The sequence below is a fragment of the Streptomyces sp. NPDC050287 genome (genome assembly GCF_044459385.1).
Taxonomy (GTDB): Bacteria; Actinomycetota; Actinomycetes; order Streptomycetales; family Streptomycetaceae; genus Streptomyces.
Map to the genome: position 1 here is coordinate 649591 of NZ_JBITIY010000001.1, position 16988 is coordinate 666578.

Annotated in this window: 18 protein-coding genes and 1 pseudogene; 9 read left to right on the forward strand and 10 right to left on the reverse strand. The window is 71.8% G+C overall.

What is annotated here, in order from left to right:
* From efeB to ACIBK3_RS02930, 3 genes are read left to right on the forward strand one after another with little or no spacing between them, the layout of a single operon-like run.
* On the forward strand, positions 1-1254 hold the full coding sequence (efeB, locus tag ACIBK3_RS02920) for an iron uptake transporter deferrochelatase/peroxidase subunit (protein ID WP_399361202.1): 1254 nt from the start codon (positions 1-3) through the stop codon (positions 1252-1254).
* Between the two features lie 3 nt (positions 1255-1257).
* Positions 1258-2130 carry an iron uptake transporter permease EfeU gene (gene efeU / locus ACIBK3_RS02925; protein ID WP_399361205.1) on the forward strand — a complete coding sequence of 291 codons (873 nt, stop codon included), beginning with the start codon at positions 1258-1260 and terminating at the stop codon, positions 2128-2130.
* Entirely contained in the window at positions 2090-3097 is a 1008-nt protein-coding gene (locus ACIBK3_RS02930; protein ID WP_399361207.1) for a hypothetical protein, read from the forward strand. Before efeU ends, ACIBK3_RS02930 begins: the two co-directional genes overlap by 41 nt.
* Positions 3098-3127: 30 nt before the next feature.
* Here the strand turns inward: ACIBK3_RS02930 and ACIBK3_RS02935 are convergent, their stop codons facing one another.
* The 5 genes from ACIBK3_RS02935 to ACIBK3_RS02955 form a co-directional block, all read right to left on the reverse strand.
* Positions 3128-3865: a bifunctional DNA primase/polymerase gene (locus tag ACIBK3_RS02935; protein ID WP_399361209.1), complete on the reverse strand. Its 738-nt coding sequence runs from the start codon at positions 3863-3865 to the stop codon at positions 3128-3130.
* Between the two features lie 94 nt (positions 3866-3959).
* Complete coding sequence (locus ACIBK3_RS02940) at positions 3960-4592, reverse strand: TetR/AcrR family transcriptional regulator (RefSeq protein WP_399361211.1); 633 nt, start codon at positions 4590-4592, stop codon at positions 3960-3962.
* A 69-nt stretch (positions 4593-4661) separates the two neighbouring features.
* Positions 4662-5666 (reverse strand): small ribosomal subunit Rsm22 family protein, encoded by a 1005-nt coding sequence (locus tag ACIBK3_RS02945; protein ID WP_399361213.1) that lies wholly within the window; start codon positions 5664-5666, stop codon positions 4662-4664.
* 241 nt (positions 5667-5907) lie between these two features.
* Positions 5908-7083 carry a serine hydrolase domain-containing protein gene (locus ACIBK3_RS02950; protein ID WP_399361215.1) on the reverse strand — a complete coding sequence of 392 codons (1176 nt, stop codon included), beginning with the start codon at positions 7081-7083 and terminating at the stop codon, positions 5908-5910.
* Positions 7035-8255 (reverse strand): multidrug effflux MFS transporter, encoded by a 1221-nt coding sequence (locus tag ACIBK3_RS02955; RefSeq protein WP_399362089.1) that lies wholly within the window; start codon positions 8253-8255, stop codon positions 7035-7037. The genes ACIBK3_RS02950 and ACIBK3_RS02955 overlap by 49 nt, the downstream gene beginning before the upstream one ends.
* On the opposite strand from ACIBK3_RS02955, the gene ACIBK3_RS02960 reads away from it, so the two are divergent.
* Positions 8230-8499 (forward strand): hypothetical protein, encoded by a 270-nt coding sequence (locus ACIBK3_RS02960; RefSeq protein WP_399362131.1) that lies wholly within the window; start codon positions 8230-8232, stop codon positions 8497-8499. The genes ACIBK3_RS02955 and ACIBK3_RS02960 overlap by 26 nt on opposite strands.
* 18 nt (positions 8500-8517) lie before the next feature.
* Entirely contained in the window at positions 8518-9558 is a 1041-nt protein-coding gene (locus ACIBK3_RS02965) for a Gfo/Idh/MocA family protein (RefSeq protein WP_399361218.1), read from the forward strand.
* A gap of 88 nt (positions 9559-9646) precedes the next feature.
* Here ACIBK3_RS02965 and ACIBK3_RS02970 read toward each other — a convergent pair whose 3' ends face one another.
* Entirely contained in the window at positions 9647-11287 is a 1641-nt protein-coding gene (locus ACIBK3_RS02970) for an alkaline phosphatase D family protein (protein ID WP_399361220.1), read from the reverse strand.
* Between the two features lie 134 nt (positions 11288-11421).
* Here ACIBK3_RS02970 and ACIBK3_RS02975 point away from each other — a divergent pair, with 134 nt between their 5' ends.
* Complete coding sequence (locus ACIBK3_RS02975) at positions 11422-12192, forward strand: SDR family oxidoreductase (protein WP_399361223.1); 771 nt, start codon at positions 11422-11424, stop codon at positions 12190-12192.
* 298 nt (positions 12193-12490) lie between these two features.
* On the opposite strand, the gene ACIBK3_RS02980 is transcribed toward ACIBK3_RS02975, so the two are convergent.
* Entirely contained in the window at positions 12491-13477 is a 987-nt protein-coding gene (locus tag ACIBK3_RS02980) for an aldo/keto reductase (protein WP_399361226.1), read from the reverse strand.
* Positions 13478-13561: 84 nt separating this feature from the next.
* On the reverse strand, positions 13562-13888 hold the full coding sequence (locus tag ACIBK3_RS02985) for a nuclear transport factor 2 family protein (protein ID WP_399361228.1): 327 nt from the start codon (positions 13886-13888) through the stop codon (positions 13562-13564).
* 161 nt (positions 13889-14049) lie between these two features.
* Here ACIBK3_RS02985 and ACIBK3_RS02990 point away from each other — a divergent pair, with 161 nt between their 5' ends.
* Complete coding sequence (locus ACIBK3_RS02990) at positions 14050-14610, forward strand: DoxX family protein (protein ID WP_399361231.1); 561 nt, start codon at positions 14050-14052, stop codon at positions 14608-14610.
* Between the two features lie 57 nt (positions 14611-14667).
* Complete coding sequence (locus tag ACIBK3_RS02995) at positions 14668-15105, forward strand: MazG-like family protein (protein ID WP_399361233.1); 438 nt, start codon at positions 14668-14670, stop codon at positions 15103-15105.
* Between the two features lie 107 nt (positions 15106-15212).
* Here ACIBK3_RS02995 and ACIBK3_RS03000 read toward each other — a convergent pair.
* A pseudogene (locus ACIBK3_RS03000) lies at positions 15213-15587 on the reverse strand (GTPase HflX); the annotation flags it as partial.
* A gap of 287 nt (positions 15588-15874) precedes the next feature.
* Positions 15875-16360, reverse strand: coding sequence for an ester cyclase (locus tag ACIBK3_RS03005; RefSeq protein ID WP_399361236.1), 486 nt, complete (start codon positions 16358-16360; stop codon positions 15875-15877).
* Positions 16361-16393: 33 nt separating this feature from the next.
* Between ACIBK3_RS03005 and ACIBK3_RS03010 the strand changes: the two genes are divergently transcribed.
* Positions 16394-16972: a PadR family transcriptional regulator gene (locus ACIBK3_RS03010; RefSeq protein ID WP_399361239.1), complete on the forward strand. Its 579-nt coding sequence runs from the start codon at positions 16394-16396 to the stop codon at positions 16970-16972.
* Positions 16973-16988: the final 16 nt, after the last annotated feature.

Here is a 16988-nt window from a genome sequence, read left to right on the forward strand (position 1 = left end):
ATGACGGACAACACCCCGGAAACCGTCGCGCCCTCCCGGCGTGCGCTGATCGGCTGGGGCGGTGCCGGGCTCGCGCTCGGTGCCGTCGCGGCCGGCGGCACGGTGGCGATGACCCGCGCCGGCGAGGATGTGGACCCGGCCGCCGCCGAGACCGGCGCCGCGGTCGCCTTCCACGGCGCCCACCAGGCCGGTATCGCCACACCGGTGCAGGACCGGCTGCACTTCGCCACGTTCGACGTGACGACGGAGGACCGCGCCGAGTTCGTGCAGATGCTCAAGGACTGGACCGATGCCGCGCGGAAGATGACCGCCGGGCAGGCGGTCGGCGAGGGGGCGTACGGCGGGCTCGCCGAGGCGCCGCCGGACGACACCGGCGAGGCGCTGGGGCTGAAGCCCTCACGGCTGACCCTCACTCTCGGCTTCGGACCGTCGCTGTTCGGGAAGTTCGACCTCGCGGACCGGCGGCCCGAGGCTCTCGTCGACCTCCCCCAGTTCGCCGGCGACAACCTCGACAGGAACCGCAGCGGCGGCGACCTGTGCGTCCAGGCCTGCGCGGACGACCCGCAGGTCGCCGTGCACGCGATCCGCAACCTGGCCCGGATCGGCATGGGCAAGGTCGTCATCCGCTGGTCGCAGCTCGGCTTCGGCAAGACCTCGTCGACCACGCCGGACGCGCAGACCCCGCGCAACCTGATGGGCTTCAAGGACGGGACCCGCAACATCGCCGGGACGGAGACGGACCGGCTGAAGAAGTTCGTGTGGGTGGACGAGAAGGACGGTCCCGCGTGGATGACCGGCGGGTCGTACCTCGTCGCCCGCCGGATCCGGATGCACATCGAGACCTGGGACCGCACCTCGCTGCAGGAGCAGGAGGACGTCTTCGGCCGCGACAAGGGCGAGGGCGCCCCGGTCGGCAAGGCCAAGGAGCGTGACGAGCCGTTCCTGAAGGCGATGAAGCCCGACGCGCACGTACGGCTCGCGCACCCGGCGTCCAACCACGGGGCGACGATCCTGCGCCGCGGCTACTCCTTCACCGACGGCACGGACGGCCTGGGCCGGCTGGACGCGGGGCTGTTCTTCCTCGCCTACCAGCGGGACGTCCGCAAGGGCTTCATCCAGATCCAGCGCAACCTGGCCACGGACGCGCTCAACGAGTACATCCAGCACGTGGGTTCGGCGGTGTTCGCGGTCCCGCCCGGCGTCCGGGACACGGACGACTGGTGGGGCAGCACGCTGTTCTCCGGGGAGGCGTGACCCGTGTTCTCCAACTATCTGATCGGTCTGCGTGAGGGGCTGGAGGCCAGCCTCGTCGTCTGCATCCTGATCGCGTATCTGGTCAAGACGGGCCGCCGGGACGCCCTCAGGCCGATCTGGATCGGCATCGGCGTCGCGGTCGCCCTGGCGCTCGGATTCGGCAGCGCCCTCGAATTCGGCTCGCAGGAGCTGACGTTCGAGGCGCAGGAGGCGCTCGGCGGTTCGCTGTCGATCCTCGCGGTGGGTCTGGTGACCTGGATGGTGTTCTGGATGCGGCGCACCGCCCGGCACCTGAAGTCCGAGCTGCACGGCAAGCTGGACGCGGCCCTGCAGATGGGCACCGCCGCCCTGGTCGCCACCGCGTTCCTCGCGGTGGGCCGAGAGGGCCTGGAGACCGCCCTGTTCGTGTGGGCGTCGGTGCACGCGGCCGGCGACGGCACCCCGCGCCCGCTGATCGGCGTCGCCCTGGGCCTGGCCACCGCGGTGTTCCTCGGCTGGCTGTTCTACCGGGGCGCGTTGCGCATCAACCTGGCCAAGTTCTTCACCTGGACCGGCGGCATGCTGGTCGTCGTGGCCGCGGGTGTGCTGGCGTACGGCTTCCACGACCTCCAGGAGGCCGACTGGCTGCCGGGCCTGAGCGACCGGGCCTTCGACATCAGCGACACCGTCCCGCCGGACAGTTGGTACGGCACCCTCCTCAAGGGCGTCTTCAACTTCCAGCCCGATCCGACGGTTCTCCAGGTCACGGTGTGGCTGCTGTACCTGGTCCCGACGCTCGCGGTTTTCCTCGCCCCGGTAGGGTTCGCCTCCGGGAAGGGGAAGGTGAAGGGACCTGATGAGCAGGGAACGCGGCCCTCGAAGGCTCCGCAGGCTTGACCGGAGCGCACTGATAGCGGCCTCGCTGACCGCTTTGTCCTTGACGGCGAGCGGGTGCGTGGTGGTCCACGGCGAGCGGGAGGTGCTGCCCGCGACCACCAAGGCGGAAGCCGCCAAGGCACTCCAGCAGTTCACAAGCGCGTACAACGCGGCCGACAAGGCGTACGACAGTTCGCTGGACGCCGGCCATGTCACCGGTGCCCTTTCCGCCATCGACGCGGCCCGGCTGAAGGCAGGCGCCACCAACCACCCGGACGGCAACCCGGCGCACAGTCCGCTGGAGCTGTCGGACGCGAAGTACACCATCCCCAAGAAGGCGGGCTGGCCGCGCTGGTTCGTCGTCGACGCGGCCGGCAACAAGGGCGGCAGCGCGCGCTGGCTGCTGGTGTTCACCCGGGGCGGCCTCGACGAGCCGTGGCAGGCGGCCTATCTGACGTTGGTGGCGCCCGGGAAGGTGCCGGAGTTCAAGAAGGACGCGGACGGCTGGGCCGAGGCGGTCGAGGCGAACTCGGCCGAACTGGCCATCAGCCCCGCGGACTTGAGCAAGGACTACACGACGTACCTGAAGAGCGGCCAGAACGCGTTCGCGGCCGGCGCGCACACCAGTCAGTGGCGTGCCCAGCGCGAGAAGGACGCCAAGCGGCCGGGTCTGGCCAGCCAGTACATCGACGAACCGCTGACCAGCGGTGACTACGCGCCGCTGGCGCTGCGGACGGCGGACGGCGGGGCGCTGGTGTTCTTCTCCACGCACCACTACGAGAAGCAGACGGCCTACCCGGGTGCCTCGATCCCCACGCCCACCGACGACGTGCTCGCCCTGACGAAGGGCGAGATCAAGCAGTCGCTCACCATGGAGTTCGTCTCCAACGAGGTGGCCCTGGACCCGGCCAAGGGGACGGGCTCGGGCGACGAGAAGGTGACGGTGCTGGGGCGGATCCAGGGGCTGACGTCGGCGCAGGGGTCGTAGGTCGAAGGAGGCCGACTACCGGGTCGGGGCTCAGTGGCGCAGGGGCCAGGCCCCGCTCGTGTCGTGGTCGGACTGCTCGCCGATGTGGCGGGCGCAGGCGTCGGTGAGGACTTCCAGGAGGGTCAGCGGGTCGGGCAGCGGGTGCTCGGGGCCGCGGATCCAGTGCACCCGCTGGTCGCCGGGGAGGCGGGCGGGCGGCACCAGGACGTAGGAGCCGCGGCAGTGCCAGCGCAAGCCCGGGTGCTCGTCCATCGTCTCGGGGTGGCAGTCCAGTTCGCAGGGCCACCACTCGTCCTCGTCCTCGGGGGTGCCGCGGGTGAGGGTGAAGAAGAGGAGGCGGCCGTCGTCGCTCTCGGCGACCGGGCCGACGTCGATGCCGGAGTCGAGCAGCCGCTCCAGCGCCTCCAGGCCGGCCTCCAGCGGTACGTCGAGGACGTCGTGCACCATGCCGGTCGCGGTGATGAAGTTGGCCTGCGGCTGATGGCGGGCCCAGCGCTCGATCTGCGCGCGGTCGGTGGTCGACTGGGTCTGCCAGGCGAACGACACCGGGTGCCGGGCGGGGGTGGGACAGCCGACGCGGTCGCAGGAACAGCGGTAGCCCGGGGCGGGGTGGGCGGCGGGGGCGAGCGGCAGGCCCGCCGCGGCGGCGGCGAGCAACAGGGCCTCACGGCCGGCGTCGTCCCCGGCGGCCTCCTTCGGGCGGCGTCCTCGCAGCCACTGGGAGAGTTTGCCCTGCCGGCCGGTACGGCCGCCGAACTCCGCGCTCATCTATCCCCTCGCCTCGCTGTCGTGCGGAACAGCATGCCCCATGGTCCCACTTTCGCGTGCTTCGGGGGGCGGGAGCCGGGAGTTCGGGGTGCGGTCAACGCGTGGCGATGCCGTGGAGGGCGTAGTCGACGAGGGTGTCCGTGTACTCGTAGGAGATCGGGCCGGTGTGCTGGAGCCAGCGCTGGGCGAGCGGGGAGACCCAGAGTTCGAGGGCGATACGGGGGTCGATGTCCCGGCGGACCTGGCCCGCCTCCTGCGCGGCGCGCACCCGGTCGACGTACAGCTGGAGCGACGGTTCGAGGAGCTTGGTCATGAAGGTCCGGCCGAGTTGCTCGTCGACCACGCCCTCGGCGGCCAGGGCACGGGACGGGGCCTCGAAACGGGGGTCCTTGAGCTGGTCGACGGTGAGCCGCAGCACGGCCTTGAGGTCGGCGGCGAGGTCACCGGTGTCCGGGATGACGTACGCGTCCTGCGCGCCCGCCTCCCGTGACGCCTGGTCGCTCAGGTCGAGGAACGCCTCCAGCAGGACGTCCGCCTTCGAGGACCACCAGCGGTAGATCGTCTGCTTGCCGACACCGGCGCGGGCGGCGATGCCCTCGATGGTGGTGCGGGGGTAGCCGACCTCCGCGACCAGGGCGAGCGCGGCGTCGTAGATGGCACGGCGGGACTTCTCGCTGCGGCGGGCGGCGTGGGGCGCGGGCTTGTCCGGGGCGTGCGGCTTGGGCATGGGGCGACGGTACCAAGGGGATGAGACGAGGCGTCTCGCCGGCGGCGGCTGGTGGGGCGGAGGCTGGGGTCAGGTCGCGAGAGGCTCGTCGGCGGGGGGAGGCCAGGCGTCCCCCCAGTCCGCGTCCCGCGCCTCCTTGTACAGGGCACCGTGGCGTTTGCTGACCGTGGTGCGGCGCAGGGACGGTTCGGTCTCGCAGAGGTCCAGGAGCACCTGGCCCTTGCGGATCTGGGGCTTGCGTACGACGCGTGCGGGGGCCGGGACGACCGGGAAGCGGGCGGCGGCGACGTAGCTGAACTTCTCGTCCTCGTAGGCGAGGGAGCCGCCCTTGACCTGCCGGTGCAGGGAGGAGCGGCTGACCCGGGCCGCGAAGTGGCACCAGTCCTCGCCGGGGACGATGGGACAGGCCGCGCTGTGCGGGCAGGGGGCGGCGACCTGGAAGCCGGCGGCGATCAGGCGGTCGCGGGCCTCGATGACGCGGGCGTAGCCGTCGGGGGTGCCGGGCTCGACGATCACCACGGCCTGGGCGGCGGCGGCCGCCGCGTCGACGAGGGCGGCGCGGTCCGGGGCGGTGAGCTCGTTGAGGACGTAGGAGACGGTGACGAGGTCGGTGGGGTCGAGGGTGAGTGCCGAGCCGATCTTCGCGCGCTGCCAACGTGCGGTGCGCAGGGCCGGGTTGGCGGTGGCGATGTCCCGGCCGAGGGTGAGCGCGGGCTCGGCCCAGTCGAGGACGGTGACGGGGCGTTCGCCGTCCCAGGTCGCCGTGACCGCCCAGGTCGCCGCGCCGGTGCCGCCGCCGACGTCGGTGTGGCCGGCGGGGGCCCAGCCGGGTACGGCGTCCGCGAACGCCTCCAGCGCGGCGTGGACGGCCTCGAAGGTCGCGGGCATGCGGTAGGCGGCGTACGCGGCCACGTCGGCGCGGTCGCGGAGGATGGGGGTGTGGGTGGGGGTGGCACCCCGGTAGTTGGCGATCAGCCGTTCGACGGCTTGCGCTGCCTGCCGGGCCGGAAGGCCGTCGAGGAGGCTGGTCAGGGCCGTACGGAGGGTATCGGCCGGGGATACGGGGGCGCTCACCCGGTGATTCTATGGGCGCGGCGCGATGGGGTGCGCTGCCGCGAGCCTCGCGGGACGGACGCGGTGCGCTGCCGCGAGCCTCGCGGGGCAGGGCGCTCTACGCCGATGCGGACCTCGCGGGACGGATGCGGTGCGCTTCGCAGAGGCGGACCGGTGCGCTGCCGCGGACCTCGCAGGACCGTGGCGCCGCAGGCCGACGCGGACCTCGCGGGGACGGGCACGGTGCGCTCACGCGGACCCCTCAAGCCCCTCGCACCGCCCTGGCCACCCGTGTTGCCGCCGCTGCCCGGGGGCGGTTGTCCGCCGGGCGTCTTCGTGGGTGGACTGTGTTGGCCAGGAGTAGCAGGAAGGTGTCCGTCGCCCGGTCGAGGACCAAGGACGTGCCCGTGAAGCCGGTGTGGCCCGCCGCTCCGGTGCCTGCCAGTTCGCCCATGAACCACGGTTGGTCGAGGGCGAAGCCGAGGCCCGGTGGGGTCAGGAGGAGGTCGACGAAGTCGGGGCCGAGGATGCGGGCGGGGCCGTGGGAGCCGCCGGTCAGGAGGGTGCGGCAGAACACCGCCAGGTCACGGCCGGTCGAGAACAGGCCCGCGTGGCCGGCCACGCCGCCCAGCGCCCAGGCGTTCTCGTCGTGGACCTCACCGCGCAGCATCCCCCGGTCCGCCTTGGCCCAGGGCCGCCGCTGGTCCTCCGTGGCCGCCGCGTCTGGGCACGGGCCGAAGCGGGTGGCCGTCATGCCGAGGGGGCGGGTGATGCCCTCGTGGACGAGGACGTCGAGGGGGCGGTCGGTGACGCGTTCCAGGACGTGCTGCAGGAGGAGCAGGTTGAGGTCGGAGTAGGTATAGGTGCCGGGGACGCCGATCGGGGGCTCCGCCCGGAGCATCGCCAGGCGTTCCTCGTCGTCGGCGCAGGCGTACAGCGGGAGGTCGGGGCGCAGCCCTGAGGTGTGGGTGAGCAGCTCCCGCACGGTGATGCCGTGCTCGGCGACCGCGCGGAAGTCCGGCAGGTACGCGCCGACCCGGGCGTCGATGCCGAGCCTGCCGCGTTCCAGCTGCTGCACGGCGGCGACCGCGGTGAACAGCTTGGTGAGCGAGGCCAGGTCGAAGGGGGTGTCGACGGTCATGGGGACGCGGGCGTCCGGGGGGAGTTCCACGCCCGTGTCCGTCTCGGGGTCGTAGGACGCGTAGCGGACGGCCCAGCCCGCCGCCTCCTCCACGGCGATCACCGGGCCGCGCCCGGCGACCACCACGGCGCCCGCCGCCCAGGGTCGATCGGCGGTGGTGAGGTCGTGGACCTCCTCGACCAGGTGTCGCAGTTCCCCCGGGTCGAGTCCGGCCCGTTCCGGTGTGTCGTGGCGCAGTCTCGGCGCGCTCAGCTCTCTTCTCCCTTCGCGGCCGCACGTCTGTTCCCGGGACGGCACATTCCCATGAAGCAGGCCAGTGCCACCACTGCGGCGGCCAGTTGGACGACGGCCATCGGGACGGCGGTGTGCTCCCCGGCGATGCCGACCAGCGGTGAGGCGATCGCGCCGATGAGGAAGGACGACGTACCGAGCAGGGCGGACGCGGAGCCCGCGGCGTGCTTGACCCGCATGAGGGCGAGCGCCTGGGTGTTGGGCAGGGTGACGCCCATCGCCGACATCAGGACGAACAGCGCGGCGGCCACGGGGGCGAGGCCGACCTCGCCGAAGACACCCAGGGACATCAGCAGCAGCGCGGTCGCGGCGGCGATGACGATCGCCAGGCCCACGGCCAGCACGCGGTCCAGGCTCACCCGCCCGACCAGCATCTTGCCGTTGATCTGGCCGACGATCACCAGGCCGACCGAGTTGAGCCCGAACAGCAGGCTGAACGTCTGCGGGGAGGCGCCGTAGATCTCCTGGATCACGAACGGGGAGGCGGAGATGTAGGCGAAGAGCGCGGCGAAGGTGAAGCCGCCCGCGAGCATGTAACCGGAGAAGCGGCCGTCGGCGAGCAGGGCCCGCATCGAGCGCAGCGCCTCGCCGACCCCGCCGGAATGGCGGTCGGCGGGTGCGAGGGTCTCGGGGAGCTTCGCCCAGACGACGCCCGCCAGCAGCACCCCGACCACCGTCAGTACGACGAACACGCCCCGCCAGTCCGTGACGCGCAGGATCTGCCCGCCGATGAGCGGCGCGACGATCGGGGCGACCCCGGAGATCAGCATGAGCGTGGAGAAGAAGCGGGCCATGGCCACGCCGTCGTAGAGGTCGCGGACGACGGCCCGCGCGATCACTATCCCGGCCGCGCCCGCGAGTCCCTGGACCAGCCGGAAGGCGACCAGGACCTCGATCGTGGGAGCCAGGGCGCACAGGACGGTGGCGATGACGTAGACGGCGAGGCCGATGAGCAGGGGCCTCCTGCGGCCCCACTTGTCGCTCATCGGGCCGACCACCAGCTGTCCGAGCGCCATGCCGGCGAGGCAGGCGGTGAGGGTCAACTGGACGGTCGCGGCGGGGGCGTGCAGGGACCTGGTGACCTCCGGGAGGGAGGGGAGGTACATGTCCATCGCCAGCGGGGGCGTGGCGGTGAGACCGCCGAGGATCAGCGTGACCAGCACGCCGGTGCGGCGCAGCGCGCGGGTGACCGCCGGTGCCGTCGCCGGTGCCGCCGGTGTGGATGACGTGGTTGACGTGGTTGACGTGGACGACTGTGCTTCCGCCGATTCCGCCGATTCCGCCGATTCCGCCGATTCCGCCGATGACGTCGTCGATGACGTCGGTGACGTCGATGCCCTCTGCTCGGGCATGTGCCCCTCCCTGTCCGAACGATCCGCCACCTATGCTCTCAGCTCGTACAGAGTGCCTAGGGTCACGTGAGCGAGGGGCAGGGCCGGGATGACGGAGCAGAGGGTGCGCTGGGGGATCCTGGCGACCGGCGGAATCGCGGCGGCGTTCACCGCGGACCTGGTCGATCTGCCGGACGCGGAGGTCGTCGCGGTGGCCTCGCGGAGCCAGGAGTCGGCGCAGGGCTTCGCGGAGCGGTTCGGGATCCCGCGGGCCTACGGCGACTGGAACTCGCTCGCGCGGGACGAGGGCGTTGATGTCGTGTACGTCGCCACCCCGCACTCGGCGCACCGGGCGGCGGCCGGCCTGTGCCTGGAGGCCGGGCGGAACGTGCTGTGCGAGAAGGCGTTCACGCTGAACGCGCGGGAGGCCGAGGAGCTGGTCGCGCTGGCGAAGGAGCGCGGGAGCTTCCTGATGGAGGCCATGTGGATGTACTGCAACCCGCTGATCCGGCGCCTGGCCGGCCTGGTGCGGGACGGTGCGATCGGCGACGTACGCAGTGTGCACGCCGACTTCGGGCTTGCCGGGCCCTTCCCGCCCTCGCACCGGCTGCGTGACCCGCTGCAGGGCGGGGGCGCGCTGCTCGACCTCGGTGTGTACCCGGTGTCGTTCGCGCATCTGCTGCTCGGGGAGCCCTCGGACATCGCGGCGCGGGCGGTGCTCTCCGAGGAGGGCGTCGACCTCCAGACGGGCGCGCTGCTGTCCTGGGAGAGCGGCGCGCTCGCCTCGGTGCACTGCTCCCTCATCGGCGGTACGGCCACCACGGCGTCCGTGACCGGTTCGCAGGGCCGTATCGACATCCCGTACGGCTTCTTCCACACCGACCGGTTCGTGCTGCACCGCGACGGCCGCGAGCCCGAGGAGTTCACGGCCGGCCCGGAGGACGGAACCCAGGCCGGCCTGAAGCACGAGGCCCTGGAGGTGATGCGGGCGCTGCGCGCGGGCGAGACCGAGTCCCCGCTGGTCCCGCTCGACGGCACCCTCGCCGTGATGCGGACGCTCGACGCGATCCGGGACCGTGTCGGCGTCCGCTACCCCGGCGAGACCGGTGAGACGGATGAGACCGATGAGACGGAACTCACGCCGGCCTGAGCCGCAGGTGCACCCGAGCGTCACGCCGGCGTGAGCCCCACGTGCACCCGAGCGTCACGCCGGCCTGAGCCCCAGGTGTACCCGAGCGTCACGCCGGCTTGAGCCCCGGGTCCCCCTCCTCCGTCACGAAGGACGCGGCCGTCGTGACCGGCGCCCCGGGCGTGAGCACGTACGGCACCGTCTTGAAGTCGGCCCGCGCCCGCTCCCGGCCCAGCGTGACCGTCACATAGCCGCGCCGTCCGTTGAAGAACTTCAGGTGCGGGTTGGCGGTCATGTAGGTGTCCCAGGTCGTGGGCTTGTCGGCGCCGTCCCGGCCGCTGGAGATCGAGGTCGCCACGATCTCCGTGCCGACGGTCGCGGAGCCCCGGTCGTCGAAGTCGTCCTTGATGTCGAAGGCGTACGCCGAGTGGACGTCCCCGCTGAGCACCATCAGGTTCTCGACGCCGGCCGCCTTCGCTCCGTCGAGGACGCGCCGGCGCGAGGCCCGGTAGCCGTCCCAGGCGTCCATCGACACCCGCGACGGCGTGGTCAGGTCGACGTTCCGCTGGGAGAACATGACCTGCTGCGGTACGACGTTCCACAGCGCCCGGGAGGCACGCCAGCCGTCGAGAAGCCACCGCTCCTGCGTCTCGCCGGTCATCGTGCGCGCCGGGTCGTCGGACTCGGGGCCGGGGACGTGCGCGCCGTCGCCGTAGGCCTGGTCGGAGCGGTACTGACGGGTGTCGAGCACGTCGAACTGGGCGAGCCTGCCCCAGTGGAGGCGCCGGTAGAGCCGCATGTCGGGGCCGGCGGGCTGCTGGGAGCGGCGCAGCGGCTGGTTCTCCCAGTAGGCGCGGTAGGCGGCGGCGCGGCGCAGCAGGAACTCCTCCGGCGGGACGCTGTTCTCCGGGATGTCGTCGGCGTAGTTGTTCTCGGTCTCGTGGTCGTCCCAGGTGACGACGAAGGGGTGCGCGGCGTGGGCGGCGCGCAGGTCGGGGTCGGACTTGAACAGGGCGTACCGCAGGCGGTAGTCCTCCAGCGTGACGGTCTCCCGGTTGAAGACGGCGGGGAGCGTGCGGTCGGTGTAGTTCCGCCGGCCGCCGACCGCGTCGACCGCGTACTCGTACAGGTAGTCGCCGAGGTGGAAGACGATGTCGACGTCGTCCTGGGCGAGATGGGCGTACGGGGTGTAGTAGCCGTCGTGGTACGCCTGGCAGGAGACGGCGGCGAGGGTGAGGGCGGACGCCCGCTCACCGGGCGCGGGCGCGGTGCGGGTGCGGCCGGTGTCGCTGACCCAGCTCCCCACCCGGAAGCGGTAGTGGAAGACCCGGCCGGGGTCGAGGTGGCTCACCTCGACGTGCACGGCGTGGTGGAACTCGGGGTGCGCGGTGACGGTGCCGCGTCTGACGATCCGGCGGAACCGGTCGTCGTGGGCCAACTCCCAGCGGACCGTGACCCGTTCGGCGGGCAGGCCGCTGTCGGGCTGGTACGGCGCGGGAGCCAGCCGGGTCCACAGGAGCACGGACGTCGGCAGCGGGTCGCCGGAGGCGACGCCGAGGGTGAAGGGGTTCTCGGTGATCCGCGCCGCGTCGAGTTCGGCGGCGGCGGCGACGCCGGCCGACGGCAGATTGGTCGCGAAGGCGAGCGCCGCGGCGGCCGAGGTGACGGTCAGGAACCGACGGCGGTTCAGATGGCATGCGGCGGCGCGGAGTTCGGGGGCGTGCTGGGACGGGCGTGCTGCGGGTGTCATCCGGTCCTCCCCTGACGAATGGTTCCAGGGGACATTCGAGTGGCCGGGGACGACCTGCGATTGGCACGTACACAACACTCGGATGGCGGACGGATGAGTTCCGTATGGCGGGCCGTCCCCTACGCTGCGAGCCCATGAATGCCATGCGAACTGCGAAGGTCTCGAGGGTCGCGGTGGTGACCGGCGCGGGTTCCGGCATCGGCCGGGCGGTCGCCGTGGAACTGCTGCGGACAGGCTGGTCGGTGACGCTGGCGGGCCGCCGGCCGGAAACGCTGGAGGGGACGGCGGCCCTGGTTCCCGAGGGCGCCGCGCTCGCCGTACGGACCGATGTCTCGCGGCCCGAGGACGTGGCCGCGCTGTTCGCCGCCACGGTGGACCGGTTCGGGCGGGTCGACCTGCTGTTCAACAACGCGGGGACGTTCGGGCCGGGCGGGGTGCCGGTCGAGGAGCTGCCCTACGACGCCTGGCGGCACGTGGTGGACACCAACCTCAACGGGGCGTTCCTGTGCGCGCAGGCCGCGTACCGGCAGATGAAGGAGCAGGACCCCCAGGGCGGCCGGATCATCAACAACGGCTCGATCTCCGCGCACACGCCCCGGCCGCACTCGGTCGCCTACACGGCCACCAAACACGCGCTGACCGGCCTGACCAAGTCACTGTCGCTGGACGGGCGGCCGTACGGCATCGCGGTCGGGCAGATCGACATCGGCAACGCGGCCACCGACATGACCGAGCGGATGCGGACCGGGGCCCTCCAGGCCAACGGGGAGGTCATACCCGAGCCGGTGATGGACGTGGCCGACGTGGCACGCACGGTGCGGCACATGGCGGAGCTGCCGCTGGAGGCGAACGTGCAGTTCGCGACGGTACTGGCGACGGCGATGCCGTACGTGGGACGCGGCTGAGCGGTGCCCGCCGGGCCGTCGCCGGGTCGCCGCCGGTCGCCGCGCGCTCGATCTGCACAAGCGGAATCACAAACTCCGCACCAAAGGGGCCGGTGAACGGCTTATGCTCATGACCTCCTCCACGAGAGCTTCACACTTGGAGGAGACGGCTTCCGCGACCACTCCCGAGGGGGGAGGCGGCAGCCCTTCCCCCGCGCCGGGTGGGGGTGACCTCGCACGGAACCGCGAGGTACTTTCCGGCGCGGGGGAACGGCTGCCGCGATGATCCGCACGTCCCGATACTCGGGGGCGCGCCCTTTCAGCGCCCCAGGATCCGGTCGACCTCGGCGAGCTGCCCGGCGGTGAGCGGACCCTTCTCCAGTGCGCCCGCGTTCTGCTCGGCCTGGGCGACCGAACGGAAGCCGGGAATCGGGACCGTGCGCGGGCTGCGCGCCCACAGCCAGGCGAGGGCGCCCTGGGCGAGCGTACGGCCGCCACTGGTGAGGACGTCCCTGAGCGCGTCGACCCGCCCGAGCCACTCCGGGTCCGCCCCCGAACCCGCCTCGAAGCCCTGCAGCCAGGCCGGCGGCCGGCTGCGGATGTCCCCGGCCTCCAGGGTCTCGCCGGACCGGCGCTTCCCGGTCAGCAGCCCCATCGCCAGCGGGCTGCGGTTGACGCTGGCGAGGTTCGACTCCTCGCACAGGGCGATCATTTCGGGCGCGTCCTGCAGCACGTTGATCGCGTGCTGTACGGCCGTACAGTGCTCCCCCTGCGCGAACACCGCGGCGCGGGCCGGGTCGTCGGTGCTCCACGCGTAGGCGCGGATCAGGCCCTCCCGGACCAACTCCTCGCAGATATCACGGAGTTCGGCCGCACGGTCGGGGTCGGCGTCGGAGAGGTGCAGCTGGTAGAGGTCGACGTGGTCCGTGCCGAGGCGCTGCAGGGACGCGGTCAGGGCGCGGCGGACGTAGGCGGGGCTGTCGTCGACGCCGGCGCGGGTACGGGTCTCCTCGTCGAAGACGTTGCCCCACTTGGTGGCGACGACCACGTCGTCCCGGCGCTTTCCGAGGGCCCGGCCGAGGACGCGTTCGCTGTGCCCGGCGCCGTAGGTGTCCGCAGTGTCGAAGAAGGTGACGCCCAGGTCGAGGGCGCGCCGGACGGCCCGTACCGACTCCTCGTCGTCGACCTTGCCCCAGCCCAGCGGCTCTCCGCCGGCCCCCTGCCACTCCCCGCCGATCGCCCAGCAGCCGAACCCGAGCGCGCTGACCTCGATGCCGGTGCGGCCCAGTATGCGTGTGGTCTCCATGCCCGGGGAGCCTAGGAGTTGGAGCGCACTTCAGGACAAGGCCTCGTACGGCCCGGGTTTTCTCTCGCATCTCCCGTACGTGGTTCAGGCCTGGCCGGTCTCGAAGCGGGCGATCCTGCCGTGCTCGTCGACCGTGAAGTTCCAGCGGGTGCGCATCTCGCCCCAACTGTCGTTGCTGTAGCGGGCGACGAGGGCTCGGCCGCCCCGGGACTCGTTCTCGACCTCCATGTGGCCGTGGGAGGAGAAGATCTCCCGGTCGGTCCACTCGTCGAGGTCCCGGTCCGAGCCGTCGTCCGCCATGGTGGCGCCGGGCGCGAGCAGCGCGAGGAAGGCCTCCCGGTCGTGGGCGTTGACGGCTCTGACGAAGGCGCGGACGGCCGGGTCGCTCAGCTTGGCGGTCTGAATCGTCATGCCAGTCAGGCTCACATCCCCGGCCGCGGTCTGCCACTCGAACGGCGCCGCGGGCGGGACCGGAGGTGTGAGAGGTGCGACGTTGGAAACGCGGAGGGGGTTGTTCCTTTTCTGCCGCCTGTCCTTGTCGGCAGTTCCTGTTGTCTGTTCCGGGAGACACCGTGACCTCTTACGACCGACGTGATCTGGGCCTGCTGCTGCTCCGGCTGGGCACCGGCGGGGTACTGGCCGCGCACGGCGCGCAGAAGCTGCTGGGGTGGTTCGGCGGGCATGGGCTGGAGGGCACCGGCCAGTACTTCGAGTCCATCGGGTACGCGCCCGGCAAGGAGAGCGCCGCGGCGGCCGGACTGGCCGAGGCCGGTGGCGGCACGCTGCTGGCGTTGGGCCTGGCGACCCCGGCGGCCGGCGCTGCGGCGGCCGGCGCGATGGCGGGCGCGGCCGCGGTGCACACGCCGAACGGCTTCTTCGCCCAGGGCGGCGGCTACGAGTACGCGGCCAGCCTGGGCCTGACGGCCGCCGGTCTCGCCGTCGCCGGACCCGGTCGGCTCTCCCTGGACCACGCGCTCGGGCACGCGGTCAACCGGAACTGGATGGTTCCGGCGGCGTTCGCGGCGACCGGGTTGGCGACCGCGCTGGTGGTGGGCGCGCGGAACCGGCGGCTGCGGAAACGGGAGCAGCAGGGCGAGCAGGAGGCGTTGTTCGAGGAGACGTTCGACGAATAGGGGTGCGGTGAGCCACGGTGTTGCCGTCGGTCCCGGGCCCCGTGACAAGCTGCCCACATGACTGATCAGGCCACCTCCCCTGGGACGCCACCCGATCCGACCGTGCGGTCTCCCGAGCCGACCACGAGTCTTCCCGACCCGGCCGCGAGCCTTCCCGTTCCGGCCGCCGACCTCTGGGGCTCGATCGACGAGCTGTGGGCCTGGCTGGAGACCAACCGCTCGATCGGCGGCGACCAAGGCCTCCTGCTGCTGCGCATGCTGAAGCTGTCGGAGGAGGTCGGTGAGGTGGCCCAGGCGGTGATCGGGGCGACCGGCCAGAACCCGCGCAAGGGCGTCACGCACACCTGGGACGACGTCCAGGGCGAGCTGTGCGATGTGGTGATCACGGCCTTGGTGGCCCTGCGCACGCTCACTCCGGACACCCGCGACGTCTTCACCCGGCACCTAGCGAAGGTGACGGAACGCTCGCTGGGGACGGCACGGTCGTCGTCCTAGCCGATCGGCAGCAGTGTCCTGGCCGGTCAGCCGGCGGTGAACCCGGCCACCTGCCCGTCGCGCAGCGTCAGGTGGGAGCCGCTGAAGCGGGCCCGCGTGCGGCGATCTCACCGCACAGGAAAGGCCCGTAGCACGGACGCCAGTTCCGGGCCGACCCTCGCCTTGAGCAGGGTGCCCTGGTCCGTGTGCTCGGCGGCGAGCACCTCGCCCTCCTCGTGGGCCCGCGAGAGCAGGCCGCCCTCGGTGTAGGGGACCATGGCCTCGATCTCCACCTCGGGGTGCGGAAGCAAGGTGTCGATCAGGTCCCGCAGTTCCTCGATGCCCTGTCCGGAGCGCGCGGAGACGGCGATCGAGTCCGGTTCCGCCTCCAGCAGGCGGGCCACGACGTCCGGGTCGGCGGCGTCCGCCTTGTTGACGACCACGATCTCCCTGACGGCGGCGGCGCCCACGTCCCGCAGCACTTCCCGGACGGCGGTCAGCTGCGCACTGGTGGACTGTCGGTATTCGAGGCTTGCAGTATTCGCCGTAGAGCGAGCGGTTCCGTACTCGGCTCGGTCACGTCAGCGGTGACAAGGTGTAAAGCTCTCGCCGCAACGGGCGCTGTCTGCGCGAAGACGCCGGATCAAGAAGAAGACCGGCCTCTTGCGGTGAACCCGCGACGGACGCCCGCGCTCCGGTGCGGGCCTTCGCCCTCTGCCACCGCGCCGTACGGCCCCCTCCCGGCAGCGGCAATCCCGCGCGGCAGAAGGCTCACCCGGCGCTACGAGGTTCACGGCGCCGGTACGGCGCCGATCTGCTGCATCACCCCGAGGAGATCGGGCTGGCCCCGTTCGCCGACGATCCGGCCGCCGGCCAGGTAGTAGAAGTTCATGGCCTGCACCGAGATCTTGTTGCCACTCGCCGGGACCCCGAAGAACTCACCGCCGTGGGTTCCCCGCATGGTGAACCGCGCGGCCACGGTGTCGCCTTCGGTGACCGTCTCCTCCAGCGTCCACTGGACGTCGGGGAAGGCGCTGCGCATCATCCCGATGACTTCCAAGTACCCATCGGGCCCCCTCAGTGGTTCCGGGTGGCTTGGCGCGTGGAACACCGCGTCCGGAGAAATGACCTCGCGGGCGAGATCCTCGTTGCTCGTGTTGATGAACTCGACGAAACGGTTCATCACTGACTCGGTGGACTGCGATGGCATCTTGCTGTGCCTCTCCGGAGACGTCTGGGCGGGTACTTGCGAGCGTAACATCGAATCGATGTTCACATCGATTCGATGTTCGCGTGCGAAGATGGACTCATGCTGGAACTCGCGATACTCGGCTTCCTCGCCGAGGGACCCCTGTCTGGACACGAGCTGCGCCGCCTCGTCTCACAGCTGACCGGCTATACGCGGCCGGTCAGTGACGGCAGCCTGTATCCGGCGATCAATCGCCTGACCAGGACGGGCTTGATCGAGCGGCGCGCCGACCCAGCCGCGGGGGCGGCCCGGTACGTGCTCAGCCTGACCGCGGCCGGACGGGCCGACATGCTTCAACGCCTGCGCAAGCCCGCCGACCACGAGATCACCGACTTCACCCGGTTCTACGTCGTCCTGGCCTTCCTCTCCCACCTGCCCGACGTGGCCGAACAGCACGCGGTGCTGCGCAGACGGCTGGAGTTCCTGGAGGAACCGGCGAGCTTCTTCTACGACAATGAGCGGCCCCTGCGTGCCGAGGAGATCGCCGACCCCTACCGGCGGGGCATGCTGCTCACCGCCCGCGCCACCAGCCGCGCCGAACGGACCTGGCTGCGCGAGGCCCTCGGGGAGAAGGCGCCCGCATTCGACGCCGCATGCACCGACAGCGATCCGCATGCGCCCGCCGCTCCTGCGAGCTGACTGCCCACGGAGGTAC